This is a genomic window from Brevibacterium sp. 1718, from assembly GCF_051131255.1.
Classification (GTDB): Bacteria; Actinomycetota; Actinomycetes; order Actinomycetales; family Brevibacteriaceae; genus Brevibacterium; species Brevibacterium sediminis.
This window is the reverse complement of sequence record NZ_CP186550.1, coordinates 2,794,484-2,817,540: the sequence shown is the minus strand read 5'-3', so window position 1 is coordinate 2,817,540 and position 23,057 is coordinate 2,794,484. Positions and strand designations below refer to the sequence as shown.

Annotated in this window: 18 protein-coding genes and 2 tRNA genes; 15 read left to right on the top strand and 5 right to left on the bottom strand. The window is 65.4% G+C overall.

Annotated elements, in window-relative coordinates; translation table 11 throughout:
• The first annotated feature begins 209 nt into the window (after positions 1–209).
• The 10 genes from ACOZ9V_RS12675 (at position 210) to ACOZ9V_RS12630 (ending at position 11,759) form a co-directional block, all read left to right on the top strand.
• Positions 210–1,301: a branched-chain amino acid aminotransferase gene (locus tag ACOZ9V_RS12675; RefSeq protein ID WP_434590552.1), complete on the top strand. Its 1,092-nt coding sequence runs from the start codon at positions 210–212 to the stop codon at positions 1,299–1,301.
• A gap of 150 nt (positions 1,302–1,451) precedes the next feature.
• Positions 1,452–2,855 (top strand): MFS transporter, encoded by a 1,404-nt coding sequence (locus tag ACOZ9V_RS12670; RefSeq protein WP_229664104.1) that lies wholly within the window; start codon positions 1,452–1,454, stop codon positions 2,853–2,855.
• Between the two features lie 173 nt (positions 2,856–3,028).
• On the top strand, positions 3,029–4,759 hold the full coding sequence (locus ACOZ9V_RS12665; RefSeq protein WP_434590549.1) for a DUF222 domain-containing protein: 1,731 nt from the start codon (positions 3,029–3,031) through the stop codon (positions 4,757–4,759).
• 78 nt (positions 4,760–4,837) lie between these two features.
• On the top strand, positions 4,838–5,500 hold the full coding sequence (locus tag ACOZ9V_RS12660) for a GNAT family N-acetyltransferase (protein ID WP_181271652.1): 663 nt from the start codon (positions 4,838–4,840) through the stop codon (positions 5,498–5,500).
• 74 nt (positions 5,501–5,574) lie between these two features.
• Positions 5,575–7,776: a prolyl oligopeptidase family serine peptidase gene (locus ACOZ9V_RS12655; RefSeq protein WP_434590545.1), complete on the top strand. Its 2,202-nt coding sequence runs from the start codon at positions 5,575–5,577 to the stop codon at positions 7,774–7,776.
• Positions 7,777–7,786: 10 nt separating this feature from the next.
• Positions 7,787–8,866 carry a lipoate--protein ligase family protein gene (locus ACOZ9V_RS12650; RefSeq protein ID WP_139468854.1) on the top strand — a complete coding sequence of 360 codons (1,080 nt, stop codon included), beginning with the start codon at positions 7,787–7,789 and terminating at the stop codon, positions 8,864–8,866.
• Entirely contained in the window at positions 8,863–9,666 is an 804-nt protein-coding gene (locus ACOZ9V_RS12645; protein WP_434590542.1) for a Type 1 glutamine amidotransferase-like domain-containing protein, read from the top strand. Before ACOZ9V_RS12650 ends, ACOZ9V_RS12645 begins: the two co-directional genes overlap by 4 nt.
• Positions 9,667–9,759: 93 nt before the next feature.
• Positions 9,760–10,545 carry an FAD-dependent thymidylate synthase gene (thyX, locus tag ACOZ9V_RS12640; protein ID WP_139468853.1) on the top strand — a complete coding sequence of 262 codons (786 nt, stop codon included), beginning with the start codon at positions 9,760–9,762 and terminating at the stop codon, positions 10,543–10,545.
• A gap of 119 nt (positions 10,546–10,664) precedes the next feature.
• The gene (locus ACOZ9V_RS12635) at positions 10,665–11,243 is read left to right on the top strand and encodes a maltokinase N-terminal cap-like domain-containing protein (RefSeq protein WP_434590538.1); all 579 of its coding nucleotides are present in this window, start codon (positions 10,665–10,667) and stop codon (positions 11,241–11,243) included.
• 81 nt (positions 11,244–11,324) lie between these two features.
• Positions 11,325–11,759, top strand: coding sequence for an HIT family protein (locus ACOZ9V_RS12630; protein WP_139468851.1), 435 nt, complete (start codon positions 11,325–11,327; stop codon positions 11,757–11,759).
• Positions 11,760–11,832: 73 nt separating this feature from the next.
• Here the strand turns inward: ACOZ9V_RS12630 and ACOZ9V_RS12625 are convergent, their stop codons facing one another.
• The 3 genes from ACOZ9V_RS12625 to ACOZ9V_RS12615 all read right to left on the bottom strand — a co-directional run bounded on the left by ACOZ9V_RS12625 (position 11,833) and on the right by ACOZ9V_RS12615 (position 16,789).
• A complete protein-coding gene (locus tag ACOZ9V_RS12625) occupies positions 11,833–12,888 on the bottom strand; it encodes a zinc-binding dehydrogenase (protein WP_434590536.1) in 1,056 nt (351 codons plus the stop codon).
• Positions 12,889–13,017: 129 nt separating this feature from the next.
• On the bottom strand, positions 13,018–13,986 hold the full coding sequence (locus tag ACOZ9V_RS12620; RefSeq protein ID WP_434590534.1) for a 3-methyladenine DNA glycosylase: 969 nt from the start codon (positions 13,984–13,986) through the stop codon (positions 13,018–13,020).
• Positions 13,987–14,023: 37 nt separating this feature from the next.
• Entirely contained in the window at positions 14,024–16,789 is a 2,766-nt protein-coding gene (locus tag ACOZ9V_RS12615; protein ID WP_434590531.1) for an ATP-dependent RNA helicase, read from the bottom strand.
• A 128-nt stretch (positions 16,790–16,917) separates the two neighbouring features.
• Between ACOZ9V_RS12615 and ACOZ9V_RS12610 the strand changes: the two genes are divergently transcribed.
• The 5 genes from ACOZ9V_RS12610 (at position 16,918) to ACOZ9V_RS12590 (ending at position 21,016) form a co-directional block, all read left to right on the top strand.
• Positions 16,918–17,724, top strand: a complete 807-nt coding sequence (locus ACOZ9V_RS12610) for a fumarylacetoacetate hydrolase family protein (RefSeq protein ID WP_139468848.1) — start codon at positions 16,918–16,920, stop codon at positions 17,722–17,724.
• Between the two features lie 111 nt (positions 17,725–17,835).
• A complete protein-coding gene (gltX, locus tag ACOZ9V_RS12605) occupies positions 17,836–19,302 on the top strand; it encodes a glutamate--tRNA ligase (RefSeq protein WP_139908468.1) in 1,467 nt (488 codons plus the stop codon).
• Between the two features lie 2 nt (positions 19,303–19,304).
• Positions 19,305–20,633 carry an alpha/beta fold hydrolase gene (locus ACOZ9V_RS12600; protein WP_434590527.1) on the top strand — a complete coding sequence of 443 codons (1,329 nt, stop codon included), beginning with the start codon at positions 19,305–19,307 and terminating at the stop codon, positions 20,631–20,633.
• A gap of 201 nt (positions 20,634–20,834) precedes the next feature.
• Positions 20,835–20,906: transfer RNA gene (locus tag ACOZ9V_RS12595), tRNA-Gln, on the top strand.
• Between the two features lie 37 nt (positions 20,907–20,943).
• Positions 20,944–21,016: transfer RNA gene (locus ACOZ9V_RS12590), tRNA-Glu, on the top strand.
• A gap of 163 nt (positions 21,017–21,179) precedes the next feature.
• Here the strand turns inward: ACOZ9V_RS12590 and ACOZ9V_RS12585 are convergent.
• Positions 21,180–21,941, bottom strand: a complete 762-nt coding sequence (locus tag ACOZ9V_RS12585; protein ID WP_434590524.1) for a DUF4282 domain-containing protein — start codon at positions 21,939–21,941, stop codon at positions 21,180–21,182.
• Positions 21,942–22,047: 106 nt separating this feature from the next.
• Positions 22,048–23,049 (bottom strand): aldose 1-epimerase family protein, encoded by a 1,002-nt coding sequence (locus ACOZ9V_RS12580; RefSeq protein ID WP_434590521.1) that lies wholly within the window; start codon positions 23,047–23,049, stop codon positions 22,048–22,050.
• Positions 23,050–23,057: the final 8 nt, after the last annotated feature.

The window sequence follows — 23,057 nt, the reverse complement described above, 5'->3', positions numbered from 1 at the left end:
ATCGACCGTCTCGGCGAAGGGGTGAGTGGGTGACCACGGGGTCACCTCTGCGAGGGGGCGGATGGGCAACCATGGGGTCACCTCTGCGAGGATGAACCCAACCGAGCGACACCCGATTTCAGGTTTGACGACATCACCCCGGTGCGACGAGCGCCGGGTGATGGACTACCCTGAAAGTGTCACTCATCACAAGTGAGAAAAGAGTTTTCATGACAGATTTCACCGTTCTTAAGAACCTCCAGCCGCAACCCGAGCTGGTGCGCGAGAACATCAAGAAGGATCCCGGCTTCGGCCAGTACTTCACCGACCACATGGCGCACATCCGCTATACGATCGATGACGGTTGGCAGGGACACGAGGTCCGGCCGTATGGTCCGCTGCTGCTCGACCCGGCAGCCGCCGTCCTCCACTATGCCCAGGAGATCTTCGAGGGGCTCAAGGCCTACCGTCATGCCGACGGATCGGTATGGACGTTCCGACCCGAGCGCAATGCCGCGCGCATCAACAAGTCTGCCGAGCGTCTCGCGCTGCCGCAGCTGCCCGAAGAGGACTTCATCAACTCGCTCAAGCACCTGGTCAGCCTCGATCAGGCATGGGTTCCGACGCCGGAGTCGGACGCCGATGAGTCGAGTCTCTACCTGCGGCCGTTCATGATCGCCACGGAGCGGTTCCTCGGCGTGCGGGCCAGCCACGAGGTCGACTACTACGTCATCGCCTCACCGGCCGGACCCTACTTCTCCGGCGGCATCAAGCCGGTGTCGATCTGGCTCTCGCCGAAGCTCAAGCGCGCCGGCGCGGGCGGCACCGGATTCGCCAAGTGCGGCGGCAACTATGCATCGTCGCTGGTGGCGACCAACGAGGCGGCCGCCAAGGGCTGCCAGCAGGTGCTGTTCACCGACTCGGTGGAGAACAAGTACATCGACGAGCTCGGCGGCATGAACCTCATGCTCGTGACGAGGGGCGGCAAGCTGCTCACCCCGGCGCTGAGCGATTCGATCCTCGACGGCGTCACCCGCCGTTCTCTGCTCGAACTGGCACCTCAGCTCGGACTCGAGGCCGAAGAGCGTCAGATCTCCATCGAGGAGTGGCGCGAGGGCGCGGCCAGCGGCGAGATCGTCGAGGCGTTCGCCTGCGGCACCGCCGCGGTCATCACGCCGATCAGTAAGCTCGTCAGCGAAGACTTCACCATCGACCATGGTGAAGAGGCCGGTGAGAAGACCATGGAGCTGCGCAAGACGCTGCTCGGCATCCAGTACGGACGCGTCGAGGACAAGAACAACTGGCTCGTGCGGCTGGCCTGAGGGGCGGGGCTCTGGAGGGCCGGGCGTCGCGATGATCGCGGAGTCCGGCCCTTTGTGTCAGTCCGTCTGCTGTTGCGGAGCCGTTGATTACGGGTGACCGGTCGGCAGTTATTTTACTCAGCTGTGCGTTAAATGGGGTACTGTGTCTTCGTGCACACGACCACCTCGGCGTCGGTACCGACAGCCTCCGAAGTCATCGCTCACCTGCCATGGAAGTGGCGCACCCAAGGTGCCATCTTCATCATCGGCGGGCTCGGTTTCATGTTCGACGCATGGGACGTCGCCCTCAACGGATTCCTCATTCCGCTGCTCAGCGACTATTGGAGTCTCACCGTCGGCCAGGCCGCCTGGATCGCGACTGCCAACCTCATCGGCATGGCACTTGGTGCCTTCATCTGGGGCGGCATCGCCGACGTCATCGGTCGGAAGAAGGCCTTCACTCTCACGCTCCTTGTGTTCTCGATCTTCACCGTCGCCGGAGCCTTCGCGCCCGCATATGGGTGGTTCATCCTCTTCCGCTTCTTTGCGGGATTCGGGCTCGGCGGATGTATCCCCGTCGACTACGCCCTCGTCGGGGAGTTCACTCCCAGCCGTCACCGCGGACGCGTGCTCACGGCTATGGACGGCTGGTGGCCGATCGGCGCCTCGCTCTGTGCGTTCGTGTCGGCTTACCTCCTCGGCTTCGGGGACTGGCGCCTGATCATGCTCGTCATGATCGTGCCGGCTCTGTTGACGGTGGCGGTGCGTTTCGGGATTCCGGAATCACCTCTCTATCTCGCCTCGGTCGGCCGCTACGCAGAGGCCGATGCGATCATCAAGCGACTGGTCGAGCGCACCGGCGCCGACGTGCGTGAGTGGACACACGAGCCGGTCGGAGGGGCTGCTGCGACGCCGACCTCGAGTGCAGAGCCCAAGGTAGGTGGGCAGCTGCGTGCGGCCAGTGGTCAGCTGGTGCAGCTGTGGCAGCATTCCGCGAGAACGACTCTCGTCGCCTGGTCGCTGTTCGTCTCCGTCCTTCTTGTCTACTATGCGGCGCTGACATGGCTGCCGGGGATCCTCAAGAAGCAGGGGCTGGCCGATCAGGCGGCATTCCTCGTCACCGGGTCGATGACAGCGGTGGGCATCCTCGGTGTGATCGTCTCCGCGCTCATCGTCGAGCGATTCGGTCGCAAATGGGTGCTCGGGGTCTCGTCGATCGTGGCCGCGATCCTCCTCGTCGGATCGGCAGTGTTCATCGAAGCCTCCGGCGCCGACCTCACCTGGACTGCGAAGGCTGCGATCATCGGGTTCGGCTTCGTCATCCAGATCGCCATCCCGACGCTCTACACCTACGTCTCCGAGCTCTATCCCACCCGCCTGCGCGGATCCGGATTCGGATGGGCGTCGGCAGCGTCTCGACTGGCGACAGGATTCGCCCCGATCGTCTTTGGTGCGTTCATGTGGCCCGTGCTCGGACTGACGCTGACGTTCGTCCTCACCGGCGCGCTTGTGGTCGTCGCCGTGCTGCTCATGGGCTTCCTGGCCCGAGAGACCACCGGCGAAGAACTGAGCTGATCCGGCCGCGGGAGTCGGGCTGATCCGGCCGCAGGAGTAACGGAGCATTCAGTCGAAAGTGCCACTGTCCCCGCCTTATTGAGGTCAGCGCCCGATCTGCCTCCATGGGCGTCTGACCTGGACAGATTTCCAGGTGAACTCTCGTGTCAGAGCCGGACTGTAATGTTCTGAGCATGGAGGCAAAGCAGGTTCCAGACGCACTCACCGAGATCCTTCGGTGGCGTGACAGCCTGTCCGATTTGCCTCCGGCTGCGACCGAGGAAGAAGCGATCGATCGTATCTCGGCTCTCGAGGAGCTGACCTCCGCCTGTGCCGCCGCGCAGGCCCGCGAAACCCTGACGTTCGATATGCACCGCAGGAATCGGGAAGCCGAAGACGGGATACCGAGCAAGAAGCAGGGTCTCGGAGTCGGTGCGGAGATCGGCTTGGCCAGGAAGGTCTCCCGGCACCGTGGCAACGCGCTGCTCAAATTCTCTCGGACCCTGCTCTTGGATCTGCCCAATGTCTACAGGGCGATGAAAGGTGGCGACATCTCGGAGGAGAAGGCCCGCACGGTCGCAAAGGAATCCGACTGGCTTCCCCGGGAGAAGAAGCACGAGCTCGACGAGCGGATGGCCGGACGCCTAGCCGAGGTGGGTGTCAGGCGACTGGGCAACGAAGTGAGGGCCTTGGCACAGAGGCTCGATCAGCAGGCTGCGGTCGACCACCTCGAGCGCTGTGTCGAAGAGCGCTCGGTCAGCGTGCGTCCGGCACCGGGAAATATGGCTTACCTGACCGCTCTGCTGCCGATGTCGCAGGCTGTCGCCGCATTCGTCAACCTCAAGAAGTCGGCGCAGACTGCCATCGCCGCAGGCAACGCCGACGGCCGTGGCCAGAATCAGATCGCTGCCGACCTCTTGGTCGAGCGGCTGACCGGGCAGGCTGCTGCTGCGGCAGTGCCTACCGAAGTCCACCTCATCATGCAGGACAGCAGTCTGTTCGGGCCCGGGGAAGAATCGGCATGGTTCCCCGGAGTCGGCCCGATCCCGGCACAAGCCGCCAGGGCCGTCGTTGCCGAGAACGAGGCCGCCACCTTCATCCGCAGGCTCTACACTCGGCCCGAAGACGGGCAGCTCGTGAGGCTGGACTCGCGCCGCAGGGAATTCTCCGGGCTGCTTCGACGCATGGTCGTCTTCCGCGACGACGTCTGCCGCTCGCCGTGGTGCGAGGCCCCCATCCAGCACGCCGATCATGCCGACGCGGCTGCCGGCGGCGGCGAAACCGAGTGGGACAACGCCTCTGGACGGTGCGCCGCCTGCAACTATCTCAAAGAGCTCAGCGGGTGGCGCCACAAGGCAACTGCCGACTCCCTCGAGGTCGTCACACCGACCGGTCACCACTACAAAACCCGCACCAAACCACTCAGCGGTCCCGATCCCGGATGCGCCTCCGGTCAGGACGGGGGACTCGGTGCGAGGCATGGCCCCGGCCAACAGGATCCTCCTGATCAGCAGCACGATCGGGAACGGCAGCAACTTCCCGGTCGACAACACGGTCCCGAGCCGGGACGAGACTATGGCCCCGAACCGGGACGAGGGCCCGTTCAAGCAGCGGAGGCGACGGCGCCGCCCGGTGACGGAGATCGTGCCGCGCCGCCCGGCGAGGGAACCCGTGCCGCGCCGCCGGACGACAGAGCTCGTGCCGTTCCCCCGAACGACCGTGACGGTGCTTCACCAGATGAAGCCGAACACGAGTTTTCGGTGTTGATTCCATGGCGGTACGTCCGCCGGACCTCGCAGCCGGCAACCGTCGAAGTCGGCGGGTCGACCATCGGAATCGACATCTTCGATGCCGACGAACGCCCGATGAGTCCCACCGAAGAACTCCTGTGCGCCGCAATCCTCGAACACAGAGGCAGGCTGTGAACCGAGTCTGCCGAGGCGATGACAAGTGGTCACCGAAAGTTCAACTGCCCGCTCCGTCACGGGACTATGGTGATAGTCATGAACGACCTCAACGGGCAGTCGTCGCCCGCTGACCACATCGCGCCCTCCGGCCAGGCGGACGTTCCCGCGGTCGAAATCGTGTGGGGGATGCCGATGGGAATGGGTCCGTTGTGGCAGGGCGTGCCCTCGGGGCCGGGAATCGCCGGAGTCCTCCCGCCCCGCGACGAGGTCGAAGCAGTCTATGGGGCCGCTGCCGCCGAGCCGCCGCTGAACGAGGACCCGAGGTTTGCGGCAGTGTTCGCCGACGTCTACGAAGTCTCCGTCCGCAACGGGCAGGTCCTCATGACATTGACCCGGACCCAGCCCGACGGCCGGCTGAGCTCATTCGCCTACGGACACCATTGGAAATGGGAAGAACAGAAATATCCGTGGGCCTTCGAACTGCAGCGCCGCCTCGGCGAGGTTTCGACCGAACTCGAATCGACCTTCGCTCTCAACCTGCTCGCCCGTGATCCGAACCGGCGCGAACGAGGACTGGGACGGCGCACTCTCGAGGCGTGGATCGGGGAGGTCGGACGCTTCGGCTGCTGGCTGCAGACCGACGATATCGACAGCCCGGCACGACGGCTCTACGAGGAACTCGGCTTCACCGAACTCGGCCACGGGCCCGAAGCACCCAACGGGCACCCCGGCTTGGTCATGTTCCGCAGCCCGCGGTGAGAAATCCTCGGCAGAACAGTTTCTCGTCAGCGGCGACACGTGGCCGCGTCGGCGGCGGTCACTAGGATGGGAGCATGCGTGAAGAAGACTCCTCGAAGGCGGTCTCGACGGTGAACGCCGAACTGCCCGACGACGAAAACCTCTGGCTCGAAGACATCTACGGCGAGGAGCAGATCGCCTGGGTGAAGGACCAGAACGCGAAGACCCTCGAACGTTTTCACGACGGCCTCTTCGACGACATCTCCGGTGATCTGCGCACTGCGCTGGACTCCGACGACCGCATCCCAATGGTCACCAAACGCGGGGACCACTTCTATAACTTCTGGCGGGACAAGACGAACCCGAAGGGCTTGTGGCGACGCACCTCCTGGGACAGCTACCGCACGGCCACCCCCGACTGGGAGGTGCTGCTCGACCTCGACGAACTGGCCGCAGAGGAAGACACCGCCTGGGTCTGGTCAGGAGCGATGGTGCGCCGCAGCGACAACCGCCGCGCACTCGTCCTCCTGTCCCCGGATGGAGGCGACTCACACCGAGTCCGCGAATTCGACCTCGACGACCGCGCCTTCGTCGACGGCGGCTTCGACATCCCCGCCGCCAAGACACGGTTGGCCTGGCTCGACGACGACACCGTGCTCGTCGCCACCGAGACCGACGCCGACTCACTGACGACCTCGTCCTACCCACGCCAAGCCCGAGCGCTCCGCCGCGGTCAGAACCTCGACGACGCCCCGATCGTCGCCGAAGTGCCACGCGACCACGTGGCGATCTTCGTCGGCAGCGACATCCGCCCCGACACCGAGGCCACCGACCGCGCCGTCATCATCGACGCCATCGACTTCTTCAACTCGACGATGAGCTTCCTCGACCTCGCCGACATCACGAGCGCAGACGGTTCGCTGTCAGTCGAACCGACGGCATGGGCCGACGCGCTCAACAAGGTCGACGTCCCCACCGACGTCGAGGTCGGCTTCGAGCGCGACCTCGTGCTCTTCCGACCCCAGTCGACGTGGACGTCCGCCACCACCGAGGTGGCCGCCGGCGGCCTCGCCATCGCCGATATCGATGCGGTCAAGGCAGGCGAGATCGCTCCGCGCGTGATCTTCACCCCCGACGCCCACACCTCCCTGCAGTCCTTCACCTTCACCCGGGACTACCTCGTGCTCGAGCTGCTCGCCGACGTGCAGTCGAAGCTCACGGTCCTCGACCTGAACAACGACTTCGCCGAATCCGCTCTGCCCGGAGTCCCGGCCAACCATATGGTCGGCCTCGGCGCGGTCGACAAGTACGACCCGGCCACCGCCAACGACTTCTGGATGGTCAGCACCGGCTTCCTCACGCCCTCGACATTGTCGTACGGCACATTGGGCCCCTCGGACGAAGCTGCGGGAACGAACGAGCCCACCATCGAGGTGATCAAGTCAGCACCGGCGATGTTCGATGCCGAAGGGCTGAGCGTCGAACAGCACTTCGCCACCAGCGCCGACGGAACGAAGATCCCGTACTTCCAGATCGGAGCCGACGACCTCCCGCTCGACGGAGAGAATCCCACCCTGCTCGACGGCTACGGCGGCTTCGAAGTCAGCCGCACTCCCGGATACTCACCCGTCGTCGGCATCGGCTGGCTCAGCCGGAGCACCACCGGCAAAACCCTTCCGGCAGGTCGCCGAGGCGTCTATGTCCTCGCGAACATCCGCGGCGGAGGCGAATACGGACCCGAATGGCACACCTCGGCGATGCGGGAGAACCGCATGCGCTGCTATGAGGACCACTCGGCCGTGGCACGCGACCTCATCGCCCGCGGCGTGACGAGTCCCCAGACGCTCGCCTGTGCCGGCGGATCCAACGGGGGCCTGCTGGTGGGCAATATGCTCACCCAGTATCCCGAGCTCTTCGGTGCTGTGTCCTGCGGAGTGCCGCTGCTGGACATGGCCCGATACACGAAGCTCAGCGCCGGCTATTCGTGGAAGGCCGAGTACGGAGACCCGGACGTGGCCGAGGACTGGGCGTTCATCAGAGAGTTCTCTCCCTACCACCTCCTCGAGGACGGTCAGGCCTATCCGCCGGTGCTGTTCTGGACGGCCACGTCGGATGATCGGGTGGGGCCGGTGCAGGCACGAAAGATGGCCGCCCGGATGCAGGCGGACGGAATCGAGAACGTGTGGTTCTTCGAAGACACCGAAGGCGGACATTCCGCCGCTTCGGACAATGAACAGACCGCATTCACCCGGGCGCTGAGCTACCGGTTCATGTGGAACGCACTGACAGGGGAGTAGGTTGGGAGACATGACGAACGAGACGCAGCACTTCCACGGCGAATACAAGGTCATCGGCGGCAAACTCGTCGTCGCCGATGTCACCACCGACGGCAAGACCATCACCGAGGTGAAGATCTCCGGGGACTTCTTCCTCGAACCCGAGGAAGCCTATTTCGACCTGGCACCGGCCCTCGTCGGCGCCAGCGTCACTGCCGATAATGCGGCGCTGCGCGGCCGCCTCGACGAGGCTCTGGCCGGCTACGGTTCGGAACTGGCGATGCACGGCTTCTCCACCGCCGATATCGCCACCGTCGTGCGACGGGCGCTGGGTTCGGCGGCGAACTTCACTGACTTCGACTGGCAGGTCATTCGCGGCGAGGTGCTGCCGACTCAGCTCAATGTGGCACTTGATCAGGTCCTGCTCGAGGAAGTTGCGGCAGGTCGTCGTCAGCCGACCCTGCGGTTCTGGGAGTGGGAGGACACGGCCACCGTCATCGGGGCCTTCCAGTCCTACGTCAACGAGCTGCGGCCCGAAGGCGTGGAGAAGTACGACGTCCAGGTCGTGCGTCGCATCTCGGGCGGAGGTGCGATGTTCATGGAAGGCGGCAACTGCATCACCTATTCGATGTTCGTCCCGCCTGCCCTCGTCGCCGGCCTCGACTATGAGGAGTCGTATGTGTTCCTCGACCAGTGGGTGCTCGCGGCTCTCAAGACTCTCGGCGTTGAGGCGTTCTACAAGCCGATCAACGACATCTCCTCGACCGGAGGCAAGATCGGCGGTGCCGCACAGAAGCGCAATCGCGACGGCACACTGCTCCACCACGCGACGATGAGCTACGACATCGACGCGGACAAGATGGTCGAAGTTCTGCGCATCGGCGAAGCGAAGATCTCCGACAAGGGAGTGGCGAGCGCGAAGAAGCGCGTCGATCCGCTGCGGAGTCAGACCGGTGAGGCGCGCAAAGACATCATCGATGTCATGGCGGACACCTTCGCCACCCGCTACGGGGCCACTTACGGCACCTACACGGAGGAGGAACTCAAGCGGGCCCAGGAACTCGTCGATGAGAAGTTCGGAACCGAGAAGTGGACGCACCGAGTGCCGTGAGCACCTCTGAATCCACCGCTTTCCGGGGCACGATCGTGGCCCTCGGCGGTGGTGGATTCTCGATGTCCGAGAGCGGGGAATCGGCCATTGACGACGAGCTGGTGCGCATGGCCGCCAGACGGATCCGCGGCGGCGCTGAGGACGAGGCCGGTGCTCAGAGCGGCTTCGGCGCCTCTGTTGGACTCCCGAACGTCTGCTTCGTCCCGACGGCATCCGGTGACAGCCGTGACTACATCGAGCGGTTCGAAGCGGCATTCGCGGCGCGGGCACGAACCCATGTCCTCTCCCTGTTCGGGCAGAGTCCGTGGGACTACCAGGATCCGGCGATGCTGCTCGACATGGACCTCATCTACGTCGGCGGCGGCTCCACGGCGAACCTGCTCAGCCTCTGGCGGAGGCATGGCGTCGACCAACGGATGAGAGAAGCGGCCGGCGGAGGAACGATCCTCGCCGGCATCAGCGCCGGTGCAAACTGCTGGTTCGCGGCATCCTCGACGGATTCGTTCGGTCCGCTGGCACCGCTGAACGACGGGCTCGGCTTCCTGCGGGGGAGTGCCTGCCCGCACTTCCATGGAGAACCCGGACGGAAGGAATCCTTCCGGGAATGGATCGCACAGGGCCGACTTCCGGGCCCCGGAATCGCCATCGATGATCATGCCGCGGTCGTATACGTCGACGGTGCGGCCACCTCGGTGATGGTGGAATCTGCAGGGGCGCAGGCGTTCGTCGTTGATACGGGCGGTCGCCTGCACAACCTCGACGAACACCGCCCCGTCGCACTTGTCAGCCAAGACGGTTGAGGCGAGGAGAATTTCGGTGCGGACCGGTCGCCGCAACCAGCCGGGCTGTCTGTAGGATTGGGAATCAATCACGTCCCCTTCACTAGGAGAGCCATGCGCCAGGTCGAACCGTCCGTTGAACTGCTCGCCAAGCCCAATATCGATTGGGAAGCGATGAGGACTTACCTCGACGAGGTGGGCGGAACCTCCTGGGCGGACCGGGTCGAAGATGCGGAATCTCCCGACGCCGAGGATCTCCTCGAGTTCTCCGGACGCATGTGCTATCGCTCGTGGGAGCCGGGACTCAACCCGAACGTCTCGCGGGTGCGCACCGATTCCGCGCAGTACCTCGGCAACGTCGTGAAGTCCCAGCACGGATCCGTGCTCGAACACGCGAACTTCACCTTCGTCCTCCACAACGTCTCGCGCGTGCTCACCCACGAACTCATCCGCCACCGCGCAGGATCGGCGTTCTCGCAGGAATCGCTGCGCTACGTCCGCCTCACGGACATCCCATTCTGGTTCCCCGAGTGGGCCCGCGAAGATCCCGAACTCATGGAACGCAGCCTCAAGGTCCTCGACACCCTCGAGGAGCACCAGCAGTGGATGGCCGATCATTTCGAGCTTGACGAGGAGGGCACGAAGTTCTCCCACAAGAAGCACATGACCTCGTTCATGCGCCGCTTCGCCCCCGAGGGCCTGGCCACCGGAATCGTCTACACCGCGAACCTGCGTTCTCTGCGCCACGTCATCGAAATGCGCACTGCGAAGGGCGCTGAAGAGGAGATCCGCCTCATCTTCAACAAGATCGGCGAGGTCATGCGCGAAGAGGCACCGGCAGTCTTCGCCGACTACGAAGTCGTCGACGGAGAATGGATCCCCGGCACGCGCAAGGCCTGAGACCGCGCAAGGCCTGTTGCGAAGCGTCCGGAGACCTCCGAGCGCCTCGCACCTACAGACACCTGACACGCCCAGCCACACCTGACGCCGACGTCAGACAGATTTCAGGAGGAACCGTCATGGCAGATATCTACGCAGCTCAGCTCAACCCCGGCAAGCTCGACGTCGTCACCGACTGGGTAGCCAAGCAGGACTGGGCCGCCGAGCTCGACCTCGCGGCGAACCCGCTCGAGGCAGTCACCGCGTACCGCTTCGACGACCCCGCCGGCGAAGTGGGCATCGAGATCCACATCGTGAAGAGCGGTGACCAGCTGCTGCAGGTGCCGCTGACCTACCGCGGAGCACCGCTCGAGGGCGCCGACGAAGCATTCGTGGCGAGTATGGAGCATTCGGTGCTCGGCAAGCGGTGGGTCTACGCCGGCATGGGTGACCCGCTGTTCCGGCAGCGCCTCGACCACACCATCGCCACCGCGTCGACCGCAGCGAAGCAGTACCGCGTCGATGCTGAGGGCAACCGGGGCGAAGAGATCACCGAGGTGGCCCACGCCTTCGGGACGGGACCTCTGCCGGGTGCCGGCGACGTCGAGATCCTCTACCGCCTGTCGCCCGAGTCTCCGGCGGAGAAGTCCGACGCCGGTCTGCTGTTGGGCCGCTGGGATGGCCAGGACACGAAAGTCGTCCTCGCCATCATGGTCTGAGGGCTCGTCAGCACGATCTGAGGGACTCGACCCAGCACCGAACAGGACAATTGACTGACAGCAGGGGAGGAATCGGAACTCATGAGCAGCGACTGCATCTTCTGCCAGATCGTCGCAGGTGACGCACCGAGTGCGCCGATCGCCGAGACCGAGTCGACCTTAGCGTTCATGGACATCCAGCCCGGGTCGGACGGGCATCTGCTCGTCGTGCCGAAACGTCACAGCACGGACCTGCGGGATATCCCGGCCGAAGATCTGTCTGCGGTGGCGCTCGAATCCCAGCGCATCGCCAAGCACGCTTTCGATGCATGGGGAGCCGATGGCGTCAATCTCCTCAACTGCTGCGGTGCCGAGGCGTGGCAGACGGTCTTCCACTTCCATATGCACGTCATTCCGCGGTACCGGGACAGGGACAAAGACCGCTTGCGGCTGCCGTTCGAACCCGGAATCCGCGGGAATCAGGAACTCATCGGATTCCTGGCCGCGAGCATGCGGGAGTCACTCGGCGACGAGTGAAGCATTGCCGTGATCGCCGCCGTTGCGCTCGACCTCGCCGAGGCGACTCACAGTGCCCGGACCGCCGGCCGTCTCACCTGGCCAGGTCGATGATCGTCATCCCCGCCGAGGCAGAGGGTGACCCCATCGCCTCCATCGCCGCGGGCGCCTCGTCGAGTCCGATGACAGTAGTGACCAGCTCCTGCGGACGCAATCGTCCCTGAACGACAAGGTCCACGAGCTCTGGGTACTCGGCCGCAGCCATTCCGTGCGAGCCGAGCACGCTGAGCTCGAGAGCGATTACGCGCGGCAGATCGACGACCGGCTCCGCGGGCAGCAGCCCGATCTGCACATGCCGACCCAAGGGTGCCAGAGCACCGATCGCCGCCCGGATCGTGTCCTCCCTGCCCAGGGCATCAACGGTCACAGCCACCCCGTCGGGATCGGTCGACGCGAACTGCGCGACCACCTCGGCGCTCAGCTCCTCAGGGCTGAGATCCCGAGCATTGACGCATCGTGCGGCACCGAACTCACGGGCGGATTCCAAGGCCGCATCGCTGACGTCGATGGCGATCACCTTCGCACCGAGGGCCCGGGCGATCATGATTGTCGACAGTCCCACCCCGCCGCAGCCGAAGACGGCGACAGTCTCGTCCGCGGCAAGGCGAGCCCGCACTCGCAGACCATGGAAGGCCGTGGCGAATCGACATCCGAGCCCGACGACGGCCGCGGCCGGCAGGTCCTCGGGCACGGCCACGAGGTTGGCATCGGCATTGTGGATGACGACCTGATCCGCCCACGACCCGAAATGCGTGAATCCCGGTTGGGTCTGATCGGGGCACACCTGCGCATTGCCGGAAACGCACCACCGGCAGCTGCCGCAACCGCACACAAAAGGAACAGTCACCCGTTGGCCGACGTGGAAGTCCTGTACGCCCACACCCGCCGAGGCGACCCGACCGACCAGCTCATGCCCGGGCACGTGGGGCAGAGTGATCGTCGAATCGTGGCCGGCCCACGCGTGATGGTCGCTGCGGCACACCCCGGTGGCTTCGACGTCGATGACGACGCCCGCACCAGGTGCGGTCGGGGCGGGAAAGTCCGTGAGTTCGGGACGGACGGAGAACTGATCGAAGAGGACGGCGCGCATACCGCCGATCGTAGGCTCGCCGGTGCCGCGACCGCGCAGACGTCCACGAAATGGCGCGGCCGCAGCGACCGGTCAGCACAGCGGGCCCGGCGCAGCCGCAGCGGCTAGCCAGCGCAGCCACCAGGCGACTCAGCGCGGATGAACTCCCGCGACTGCCAAGGCATCGAGCAGGCGCGACCGCAGCGACTGCGCCCTGCCGGAGAAATCCTTCTGCCGCTCCATGTACTCGGCCTTGCCCGCAGCGGTCTCGATGGCGACGACCCCGTAGCCCCAACCACGCAGGTCATAGGGGGAGGCCTCCATGTCCAGGGTGCGGATGTCGAGCGCGAGGTCGAAGCAGTCGACGACGAGATCCGAATCAGCGATCGGCGAGATCTTCATCGCCCATTTGTACAGATCCATCCCCGCGTGCAGACACCCGGGCTGCTCGTTGGCGACCATGCCCTCGCGGCTCGGCTGCAAGGTGTTGAGCGGCCGGGCCGGTGCGGTGAAGAAACGGAACGCATCATGATGCGAACACTGGATGCGGTGGCCTTCGACCACGGCATCGGTCTCGGCGGGGCTCAGCCGCAGCGGCACCTGCTGATGCCGGCGCTGCTCGTCGGTGAGACGGTAGACCATCGCCCATTCGTGGATGCCGAAGCACCCGAAGTTCGCTTCCCGACCCAATGTCGACGACAGCAGCGAGGCGATGAACTTTGCTCCGTCCCCACGGTCGGTGCGCCAGGACTCGAGGTCCACCTCGGCGAAATTCTGCGCATCGTCGATGCGATACCACCGACGGTCGAAATACCGACGATCTTCGGCCGTCTCAAGCGCGACGCGCACACCCGGCCCGGGATGCCATTTCTTCAGCTGCCCGACCTTGAACGGGTAGTAGGTGAAGAGGAAGTCTTCGACCGGGTGGGTCTCCTGTCGCATCCGCCGCTCGATATGCGCATCGGTGCGCTCGGCGATCCGATGTTCGTGCTCGTCACGCAGCTCGCGCCAGATCTCGGCAGGAACGACACCGTCACCGAGGCGGCCCGACGATGCGTCGGCACGCTCGGTCGCCGCCCTGGATGGGGCGGGAGTCGTGGTCGAGAGTGCGGAAGTCACCGCACCATTGTCCCAGACGGTCGAGTCGGGCTCCAGCTCAGCGACCCGAGCGCTTCGTGCCCTTCGCCGCCGGTGCGGTGAGTGGATCCTCCGGCCACGGATGCTTCGGGTAGCGGCCCCGGTTCTCGGCCCTGACATGGGCATACGCATTCGCCCAGAACGACGCGAGATCACTGGTGACCGCCAGGGGCCGCCTGGCGGGGGAGAGCAGGTGCATGGTGACCGCCACCCGGCCGTCACAGACGCGGGGCACATCGGTCCAACCGAAGCACTCCTGGAGTTTGACCGCGAGGATCGGGGTCGGCTCGAGGAGATCGGGATCCGGATACTCGAGGCGAACGTGTGACCCGCTGGGCACCTCGATATGGGTCGGGGCCAGCTCATCGAGCCGGGCCGCCTCGGGCCACGGCAGCAGGCCGCGCAGCGCGGAGACGAGGTCGACGCGAGCAGGATCGGAGCCCTTCGCGATGTGGTCGAGCGCATCAGGACACCACTGATCGAGCGTCTCAGAGAGGTGCACCCACGTCACGTCCGGCCATGGGTCCCCGAAGACCGCGCGGAGCAGTCCCAGCCGGGCGCGCAGCGATTCGAAGGCTTTGGAGGGACGCAGAACCTCGCGGGCTCCTCGCTCGCGCACCGATTCGGCGATGGCACGGCGGGCGAGTTCGCGACCGGCCTGGATCGGGGTGGAGGTCAGTTCGATTCCGCCGAGGCGGCTGCGCCGTACCGCACGGACCTTCCCGGACTCGAACGTCGCCGTCTCCTCCGTGTGCAGCAGCCCGGCGCCGGCGAGTTCCGCGGTGTCGACGTCGATGGGAACAGCAGATCGGATGATCGCACGCGATCCGGCCAGGCCCACTTCGGCGATAGCCAACCATGGGCTGCCCTGCAGCGAGGAGTCTCGGGGCAGGCTCGCCGCCGTGCCGGAAGCCAGTAGGTATTCGGAATCGGAGGCGCCGCGCAGACGCGCGATCTGCAGGGGGTAGGACAGTGCCGTGACGAGCCCGAGGTCCTCGGGAGTCAACGCTGTGCCGGTACCGCGGGTGGCTTCAGCGCGGTCGCCGATTCCACCGTTCCCGGTGTCGTCTCCCGTGTCGCCGCCATCGCCGTCCGAGGCGAACTCGCGTGCGATCGACGCGAACCGTTCGCGGTCCTGAGCGAATCGAGGATCCTTGCTGCGTCGCAGCTGCCGCAGCAGCGCGGAGAGATCGGCGCCGGGAGCCCTCTGATCGGATTCGATGACGGCGACCGCTTCTGCCGCACGCGCGGGTGAGAGCAGGGCAGCCCCGTCGAGGAGGCCACGTGCCGACCACACCGAGGCGGGAACCGCCGCGATCGCCCGCCCCGTCTGGGTGACGTTCAGTGCTGATATCGGGAACTCGGCAGTGTCGGGGAGCTCACCGGTGGGGCGCTCACCGGCGGAGCGCTCGCCTCCTGCACCGTCCATTGCCGCTGCCGAGATCTCCACGGCTCCCAAAGCGACCAGGTTGTCGACCGCCTGCCGTTTCGGTCCGGCCGGCAGCGGATCTGGCAAGAGGGTCTCGTCGCCGCCCCACACGGCGAGTGCGAGCACTGCGGAGGTGAGATCGGAGGTCGCAATTTCGGGAGGAGTGTGCTCGGGCAGGCTTGCCCAATCCGCCTCTGACATGCACCGATACGCAACACCCGGTCCCTGCCGGGCGGCACGACCGGAGCGCTGTGTTCCCGAAGCCTTCGACTCCCGCATCGTGACCAGCCCGGACATGCGACGCCGCGTATCCAGCCGTGGTCCTCGGGAGAGCCCGGAGTCGACGACGATGCGGACCCCGTCGATCGTCAGCGCCGACTCTGCCACCGAGGTCGAAACGATGACGCGACGGTTCCGTCCCTCGTCGGTGCGTGGGCGCAGAATCGCGTCCTGCTCCTTCGCGGGAGTCCGCCCCGTCAAGGTGTGCACCTCGATCGTGTCACCGGTACCCGAACCACCAGAGCCGATCGGTCCGCCATCACCCGAACCGCCACCTGATTCCACACGGCGCCGCACGCGAGAGGCCACCTCGTCGACTTCGCGTGCACCGGGAGCGAAGACGAGTACGTCGCCCTCACCGGTCTCAGTCAGCGCACGCACCGTCGTCGCCGCCAGATGATCAAGGAAATCCCAGGTCACACCCCGCGCATCGAGCGGCCGCTCCTTCGCCGGTGCCCACCGTACCTCCAGAGGATGAATATCGGCGGCCACCGACAGCAGCGTCGCTGGCGACTGCGGTCCGTCACCGAGACGCGCGGCCCACAGCTGCGCATCCAAGGTCGCCGACATGACGACCACGGAGAGATCCTCACGCAGATCAGCCAATTCCCGGCACATCGCGAACGCGAGATCCGTATCCAGCTGCCGCTCATGCACCTCGTCGAGAATGACCCCGTCGATACCGGTCAGCTCCGGATCGCGCAGCAGTCGCGACAGAAGCACACCCGTGGTGACGAACTCGATCCGTGTCGCCCGCGAGGTCCGCGATTCACCGCGGACGGTGAACCCCACCACCTCGCCGAGGCGGGTCCCCGTCAACGACGCGAGCCGCCTGGCCGCGGCGCGGGCCGCCATCCGCCGGGGCTGGGTGACGATGATGCGGCCCGGACCGGCCACGTGCTCAGCGATCATCGGTGGCACCACGGTGGTCTTACCGGTTCCGGGAGGAGCCTCCACGACCAATCTCGGGGCGGGGGCCGCCTCGCCGAGGCCCAGCTCATCGATGAGCGCGGCGGCAGGCAGGCCGGCCCCGATACGGGCGAGATCGAAGGTGTGCGGGAGGTGCGGATCGGGCATGCCACCAGTCTCTCAGCAGGGCGGCCCCGCCCGCACACGGGACACAGCGGGGGATCTGTGGAGACCCGATCGCGGATCGATGAGCACCGACGCACGGAAGGCACCAGGCACTGACTAGACTGTGACACATGCGTATCGCCAGATTTGTACATCAGGACGAACCCAAATACGGAGTCGTCGAAGGTGAAGTGCCGCCGATCACCGACGGAAGCTGGGACACGTCGGGACTCGAACTCGCCGTTCTCGACTCGGACCCCTTCTTCTCTCCGGCCCAATCGACAGGCGAGAGGCTGAAGATCGACGACGTGCGTCTGGTCAGCCCCATCCTGCCGCGTTCGAAGGTGATCGGCGTGGGCCGCAACTTCGCCGCACACGCAGCAGAACTCGGCAACGAGGTTCCCGTGACCCCGGTGACCTTCTTCAAGCCGAACACCGCGGTCATCGGCCCCGGCGACCCCATCCGCCTGCCCGCGATCAGCGAATACGTCTCCTATGAGGCCGAACTCGCCGTCGTCATCGGACGTGTGGCCAAGGGTGTGAAGGCGGAGAACGCCTTCGACCATGTCCTCGGCTACACCGCGAGCAACGACGTCACCCTGCGCGACCTCCAGAAGTCCGACAAGCAGTGGACGCGGGCAAAGGGCTTCGACACCTCGGCCCCGCTGGGTCCCTGGATCGAAACCGAACTCGACGTCGACGACCTCGGCATCCGGTCCTGGGTCGACGGGGATCTCAAGCAGGACGGCACCACCGCCGACTTCATCTTCGATATCCCGACCATCATCGAACACCTGTCGGAGACGATCACCCTGCTGCCCGGCGATGTCATCCTCACCGGAACCCCGGAGGGAGTCGGCCAGATCGTGTCCGGCAACCGCGTCGACATCGCCATCGAAGGACTCGGTGTCCTGTCGAACCCGGTCATGGACGCCTGAGCCGACCGCCGCCTCGGCGATCGCATCCACGGAACACCAGAGCCGCCACACCACCAGCGCCACCGCGCACACCACAGACTCACACCCGAGAAGATCACGCAAAGGACAATCGTGAGCGTCAAAGTTCGTTTCTGCCCATCACCCACCGGCACCCCGCACGTCGGTATGGTCCGCACAGCCCTGTTCAACTGGGCCTATGCCAAGCACACCGGCGGCAAGTTCGTCTTCCGCATCGAGGACACCGACGCGGCACGTGACTCCGAGGAGAGCTTCGGTCAGGTCGTCGAGGCGCTGAAATGGCTGGGCCTGGACTGGGACGAAGGCATCGAGGTCGGCGGAGACAACGGACCCTACCGCCAGTCGCAGCGCGGCGAGATCTACTCAGGCGTCATCGAGAAGCTCAAGGCCGGCGGCCACATCTACGAGTCCTACTCGACGAACGAGGAAGTCGAAGCCCGGCACAAGGCGGCTGGCCGTGACCCGAAACTCGGCTACGACGGCTACGACCGCGACCTCACCGACGAGCAGAAGGCCGCCTTCCGCGCCGAGGGCCGCGAACCGGTGTGGCGCGTGCGCATGCCCGATGAGGACATCACCTTCACTGACCTCGTTCGCGGCGACATCACCTTCAAGGCCGGCACCGTGCCTGACTTCGTCGTCGTTCGCGCGAACGGCCAGCCGCTGTACACCCTGGTCAACCCCGTCGACGACGCGCTCATGGGCATCACCCATGTGCTCCGCGGCGAGGACATCCTTTCCTCGACCCCGCGTCAGATCGCTCTCTACGAACACCTCAAGGCCATCGGCATCGCCGAGGCGACCCCCGAGTTCGGCCACCTGCCCTACGTCATGGGCGAAGGCAACAAGAAGCTGTCGAAGCGCGACCCCGAATCGAACTTGTTCCTCCATCGCGAGAACGGATTCATCCCCGAGGGACTCATCAACTACCTCGCCTTGCTCGGCTGGTCCATCGGACCCGACCGCGACGTGTTCAGCGTCAAGGAATTCACCGAGGCCTTCGACATCCACGACGTCCTGCCCAACCCGGCCCGCTTCGACGTGAAGAAGGCCACCGCCATCAACGCCGACCACATCCGCCTCCTCGAGCCGGATGACTTCCGTGACCGTCTGGTGCCGTATCTCCAGGCCGCCGAGGTGCTCCCGGAGTCCCCGACGGAAGCTCAGCTGCAGATCCTCGACGAGGCGGCTCCGCTCGTGCAGACCCGCATGAAGCTGCTCGGAGAGGCTCCCGACCTGCTCGCGTTCCTCTTCACCTCCGATGACGACCTTGTCATGGCCGAAGACGGACTGAAGACGCTCAAGGACTCTGCACCCGAGGTGCTCGCCGCCTCCATCGAGGTCCTCGAAGGGCTCGACGACTGGACCACGGCGAAGCTCGAAGAGGTGCTGTCGGCGAAACTCGTCGACGAGATGGAGATCAAACCGCGCCTGGCCTACGGACCCCTGCGTGTGGCCGTGTCCGGCCGCAAGGTCTCACCACCGCTGTTCGAGTCGATGGAGATCCTCGGCAAGGACTCCTCGCTGAAGCGCCTCAAGGCACTCGCGGCGCAGCTGTGACCATGGTCGAGCAGAAGAACTGGACCCGTGGGGGACTGCACTTCCATGACGTGACGGTCACCGTGCCCTTCGACCATTTCGGACGGTCGGGGGATGCCGCCTCGGCGGGGGAGGGAGCCGCGACTGCCGCCTCGGGGAAGGTGGATCTGCCGGACACGATCGGCGTGTTCGCCCGGATCATCGCCACCGAGGCGGACAGTCAGAAGCCCTACCTCGTGTACCTGCAGGGCGGGCCCGGCGTGGAAGCCCCGCGCCCGGGCGTCGTCGGCGGTCCCGGCGGCTGGGTGAAGCGTGCCCTCGAGGAATTCCAGGTCGTCATGCTCGACCAGCGTGGAACCGGAAGATCGAATCCGATCGGCTCTGTCGATGGGGCCATCACCGGACTGGAGACGGTAGGGGACGACCCGGCCGCGATCGCCGAGGCGCTGTCCTTCTTCCGTGCCGATTCGATCGTCGAGGACGCGGAGATCCTGCGCCGCCACCTCGGCGCGGAAACCTGGTCCCTGCTGGGGCAGTCCTTCGGCGGCTTCACGACTCTGCGCTACATCTCCGCGCATTCGAATGCCCTTCACGAGGTGTACTTCACCGGCGGTCTGCCGGCGATCGGCCTCGACCCGGCGACCGTCTATGGACGCACGTGGGAGGGCATGATCCGCAAGTCCGAGCAGTATTACGCAGCGTTCCCCGGCGACCGTGAGAAGCTGCGGCGCCTCGTCGACCTTGCGTCTGTCGGTGACGGTCTCGCCCTCTCCGGGGGAGCGCGGGCGACGCCGGAGCGGATCCGTCTGCTTGGGCACTTCCTCGGCGCCTCGGATGGTCCGGAGAAGCTGCATTATCTGCTCGACCTCGACTTCTCTTCGGGGGCTTTCCGGCATGACCTCGCCGCGTCTCTGCCGTTCTCGGGGCGCAACCCGCTCTATGCCGTCATCCACGAATCCTGTTGGGCCGACGGCACGGTGACGAACTGGGCGGCCAGGCGGGCGATGCCCGATGCCGTGGTCAAGGATCCGACGCTGCTGGCCGGCGAGCATGCCGGGCCGGAGTCGCTGCACGAGGATCCGGAGCTTACGCCCTTCGCCGAGGTGGCCGAGCTCGTCGCCGCGCGTCAGTGGCCCGGTCTCTACGATGTCGACGCTCTGCAGGCCGCCTCGGTGCGTGGTGCGGCGGCAGTGTACTTCGAAGACGCGTACGTGCCGGTGGAGTATTCGCTGGCCACGGCCGAGCATCTCTCCGGGGTGCAGCCGTGGGTGACGAACGAGTACGAACACAACGGTCTGCGCGCCGACGGCTACCGGGTCCTCGACCGGCTCATCGGCCTCGCTCGCGGGTGAGGCCGGGGCCGTCGGGGCCGGCAGAGCGAGCCTGCGCGCGGGACTTCTGGGCCCGTCGACGGGCCGGGTGCGGTGAGCCTGTTGTGTTAAGAAGGTCACACTGAAAAGGAGCCTCTCGGATTTGTCGGGAGGCGGGGTGCTTGTGTAGAGTTATATCTCGTTGCTCAGGGAAATCTCCTCGGGGATGACCTTGAAAAACATTGGGCTATGGTGTAATTGGCAGCACGAGTGATTCTGGTTCATTTAGTCTAGGTTCAAGTCCTGGTAGCCCAGCGGACACAGTCTGGATCAGTCCAGGAGTGTTGTTCTAGCCCCCGTCGTCTAGTGGCCTAGGACGCCGCCCTCTCAAGGCGGTAACGGCAGTTCGAATCTGCTCGGGGGTACGGTTGAGCCCCGCATCGAATTTCGGTGCGGGGCTCACTCTAATTCACGGGCGTTCCTGCACCGTGTCAGCATCTGCGGGTTCAAGATTCATATGCACTGATTGAGATCACCACTTCTGCACATTGAAGCCGCTCCTGCACCAGAAATATAGGGCGCAGTGAGTCAGCGGCCGACTGAATCGGCGATGCGCTTCGTATGTTCGGCAGTCTTGATATTGGAGACGATGAGCTCGAGCACGAGACGCACGCCGATGACCCACAGGGCCGGGATGATCCAGCCGAAGATGATCGACAGGATCAGTGGAAGCACGCTGAAGCTCGGTCCGCCGCTGAGGTAGCTCGACGCCGAACCTGCGGCGATTCCCGTCGTGATGCCGGCGACGATGGTCCCGAGATAGGACAGGACCGCGACCACGATCGCGATGATGTAGATGAAGCCCGCCCACTTCACCGCGATGAAGTTGTCGAAGCGGATATCGAACAGCGACTTGAAGAACCCGGCCTGCTGGGGATTCGACTGCGGAGCCTGACCATACCCAGGCTGACCGTAGAAGGGCTGGCCGTACGCCTGCTGCTGTGCCGCTCCTTGCGAGTATGCGTGCTGCTGATAAGGATCCTGCTGATAAGCGCCGGGCTGCGAATATCCGCCCTGCTGGTACTGCTGTCCCTGTGCCTGATAGGCATTGGGATCATAGGTGCCCTGCTGATAGGTGGGCTGATCGGGCTGGAACTGCGCATCTTGGCCAGGCTGCGATGCCGGTGCATCCTGGTTGGGCTGGAACTGAGTGTCCTGAGGGTTCTGCCCCGACTGGTCCGAGGCTGACTGGGCACTCTCCGGCTGGTCGCTCGCACCGGGGTTCTGGCCGTCGAGGTTCTGCTCAGCCGAGCTGCTGTTCGGGTCGTTCGGGTTCTGCGGTGTCGACATGGTGTCCCCTTCGAGAATGGAACGCACCCAGGGCAGGGCACGCTCGCCTGATATCTGCCTGTAGTCGCAACCTATCAGGATGCGCCGACTCGCGGCAGGGCGACTGTCATTTCGGAAGGAAGCACGAAGTGTCGTCTGCCCCGGTCAGAGCGATGCTCCACTCGACGACAAGCTCGTCACCCGGGGCAACGACGTCGAAGTCCTCGCCGGCTTCGCCCGCTGCGAATGCATTCGGGGGACAGGTCATCGGCTCGATCGCAATCGCCCGACGTGCCAGATCCTCATCGAGGCCGTCGCCCGTACACGCCTGCCAGGTGCGGAACCCTGGCCCCATCCCGACGACGACCTCGCGCAGATCTGCACCCTTCAGTCGTGCCCGCGACCATCCGTCGTCCCCGCGCCGAGGTGAACCGTACGCATCATCGAGGACCGTGCCGCCGATGAGGCGCAGCGCCCGGAAGTCCTTGCACACCATGCATGCGGAATCATCGGAGACGTGATCGGCCGGGACGGCAGTGCCGTCATCGAAGGGACGAACAGCCGTGGGGATGAGTCGGTCATCGGTCTCGTACCAGTGCTCAGCGGGAATGACGAGCTGAGCCTCATCGACGAGGGCATCGTCAACAGGGTCGGTTGTACCCGGTGGGGCAGTGCCCGGGGAGAGCCACGGATGAAATCCGAAACCGAACGGTGCGGGAGCCGACCCCGAGTTCAGGGCACGTGCACGCATGCGCAGCTCCGCCTCGGCGAGTTCGAAATCCACCTGCAGATCGAACGCGAACGGATACCCCTCGGTCGGCTCCAGCGTGTATTCGAGACTGACCGTCGACTCGGTGCGCTCAACCACGGACCACGGCACATCGGCGACGAGGCCATGCAGTGCAGCATCCCGCTCAGGCTCGGTGATCGGCAGCCGGTGGTTGTCTCCGGCGAAGTCGTAGCGGCCCCCATCGATCCGATTCGGCCAGGGGGCGAGCACGGCTCCGTCGAAGGCGTTCATCGGCACCACGACCGGACGATCGCCGACGCTGAAGCGAACCAGGCTCGCGCCGATGGGGGAGATGGCCGCCGCTGACTCGTCACAGGCGAGTTCGATGGTGGCGGTCATGGGTCTCC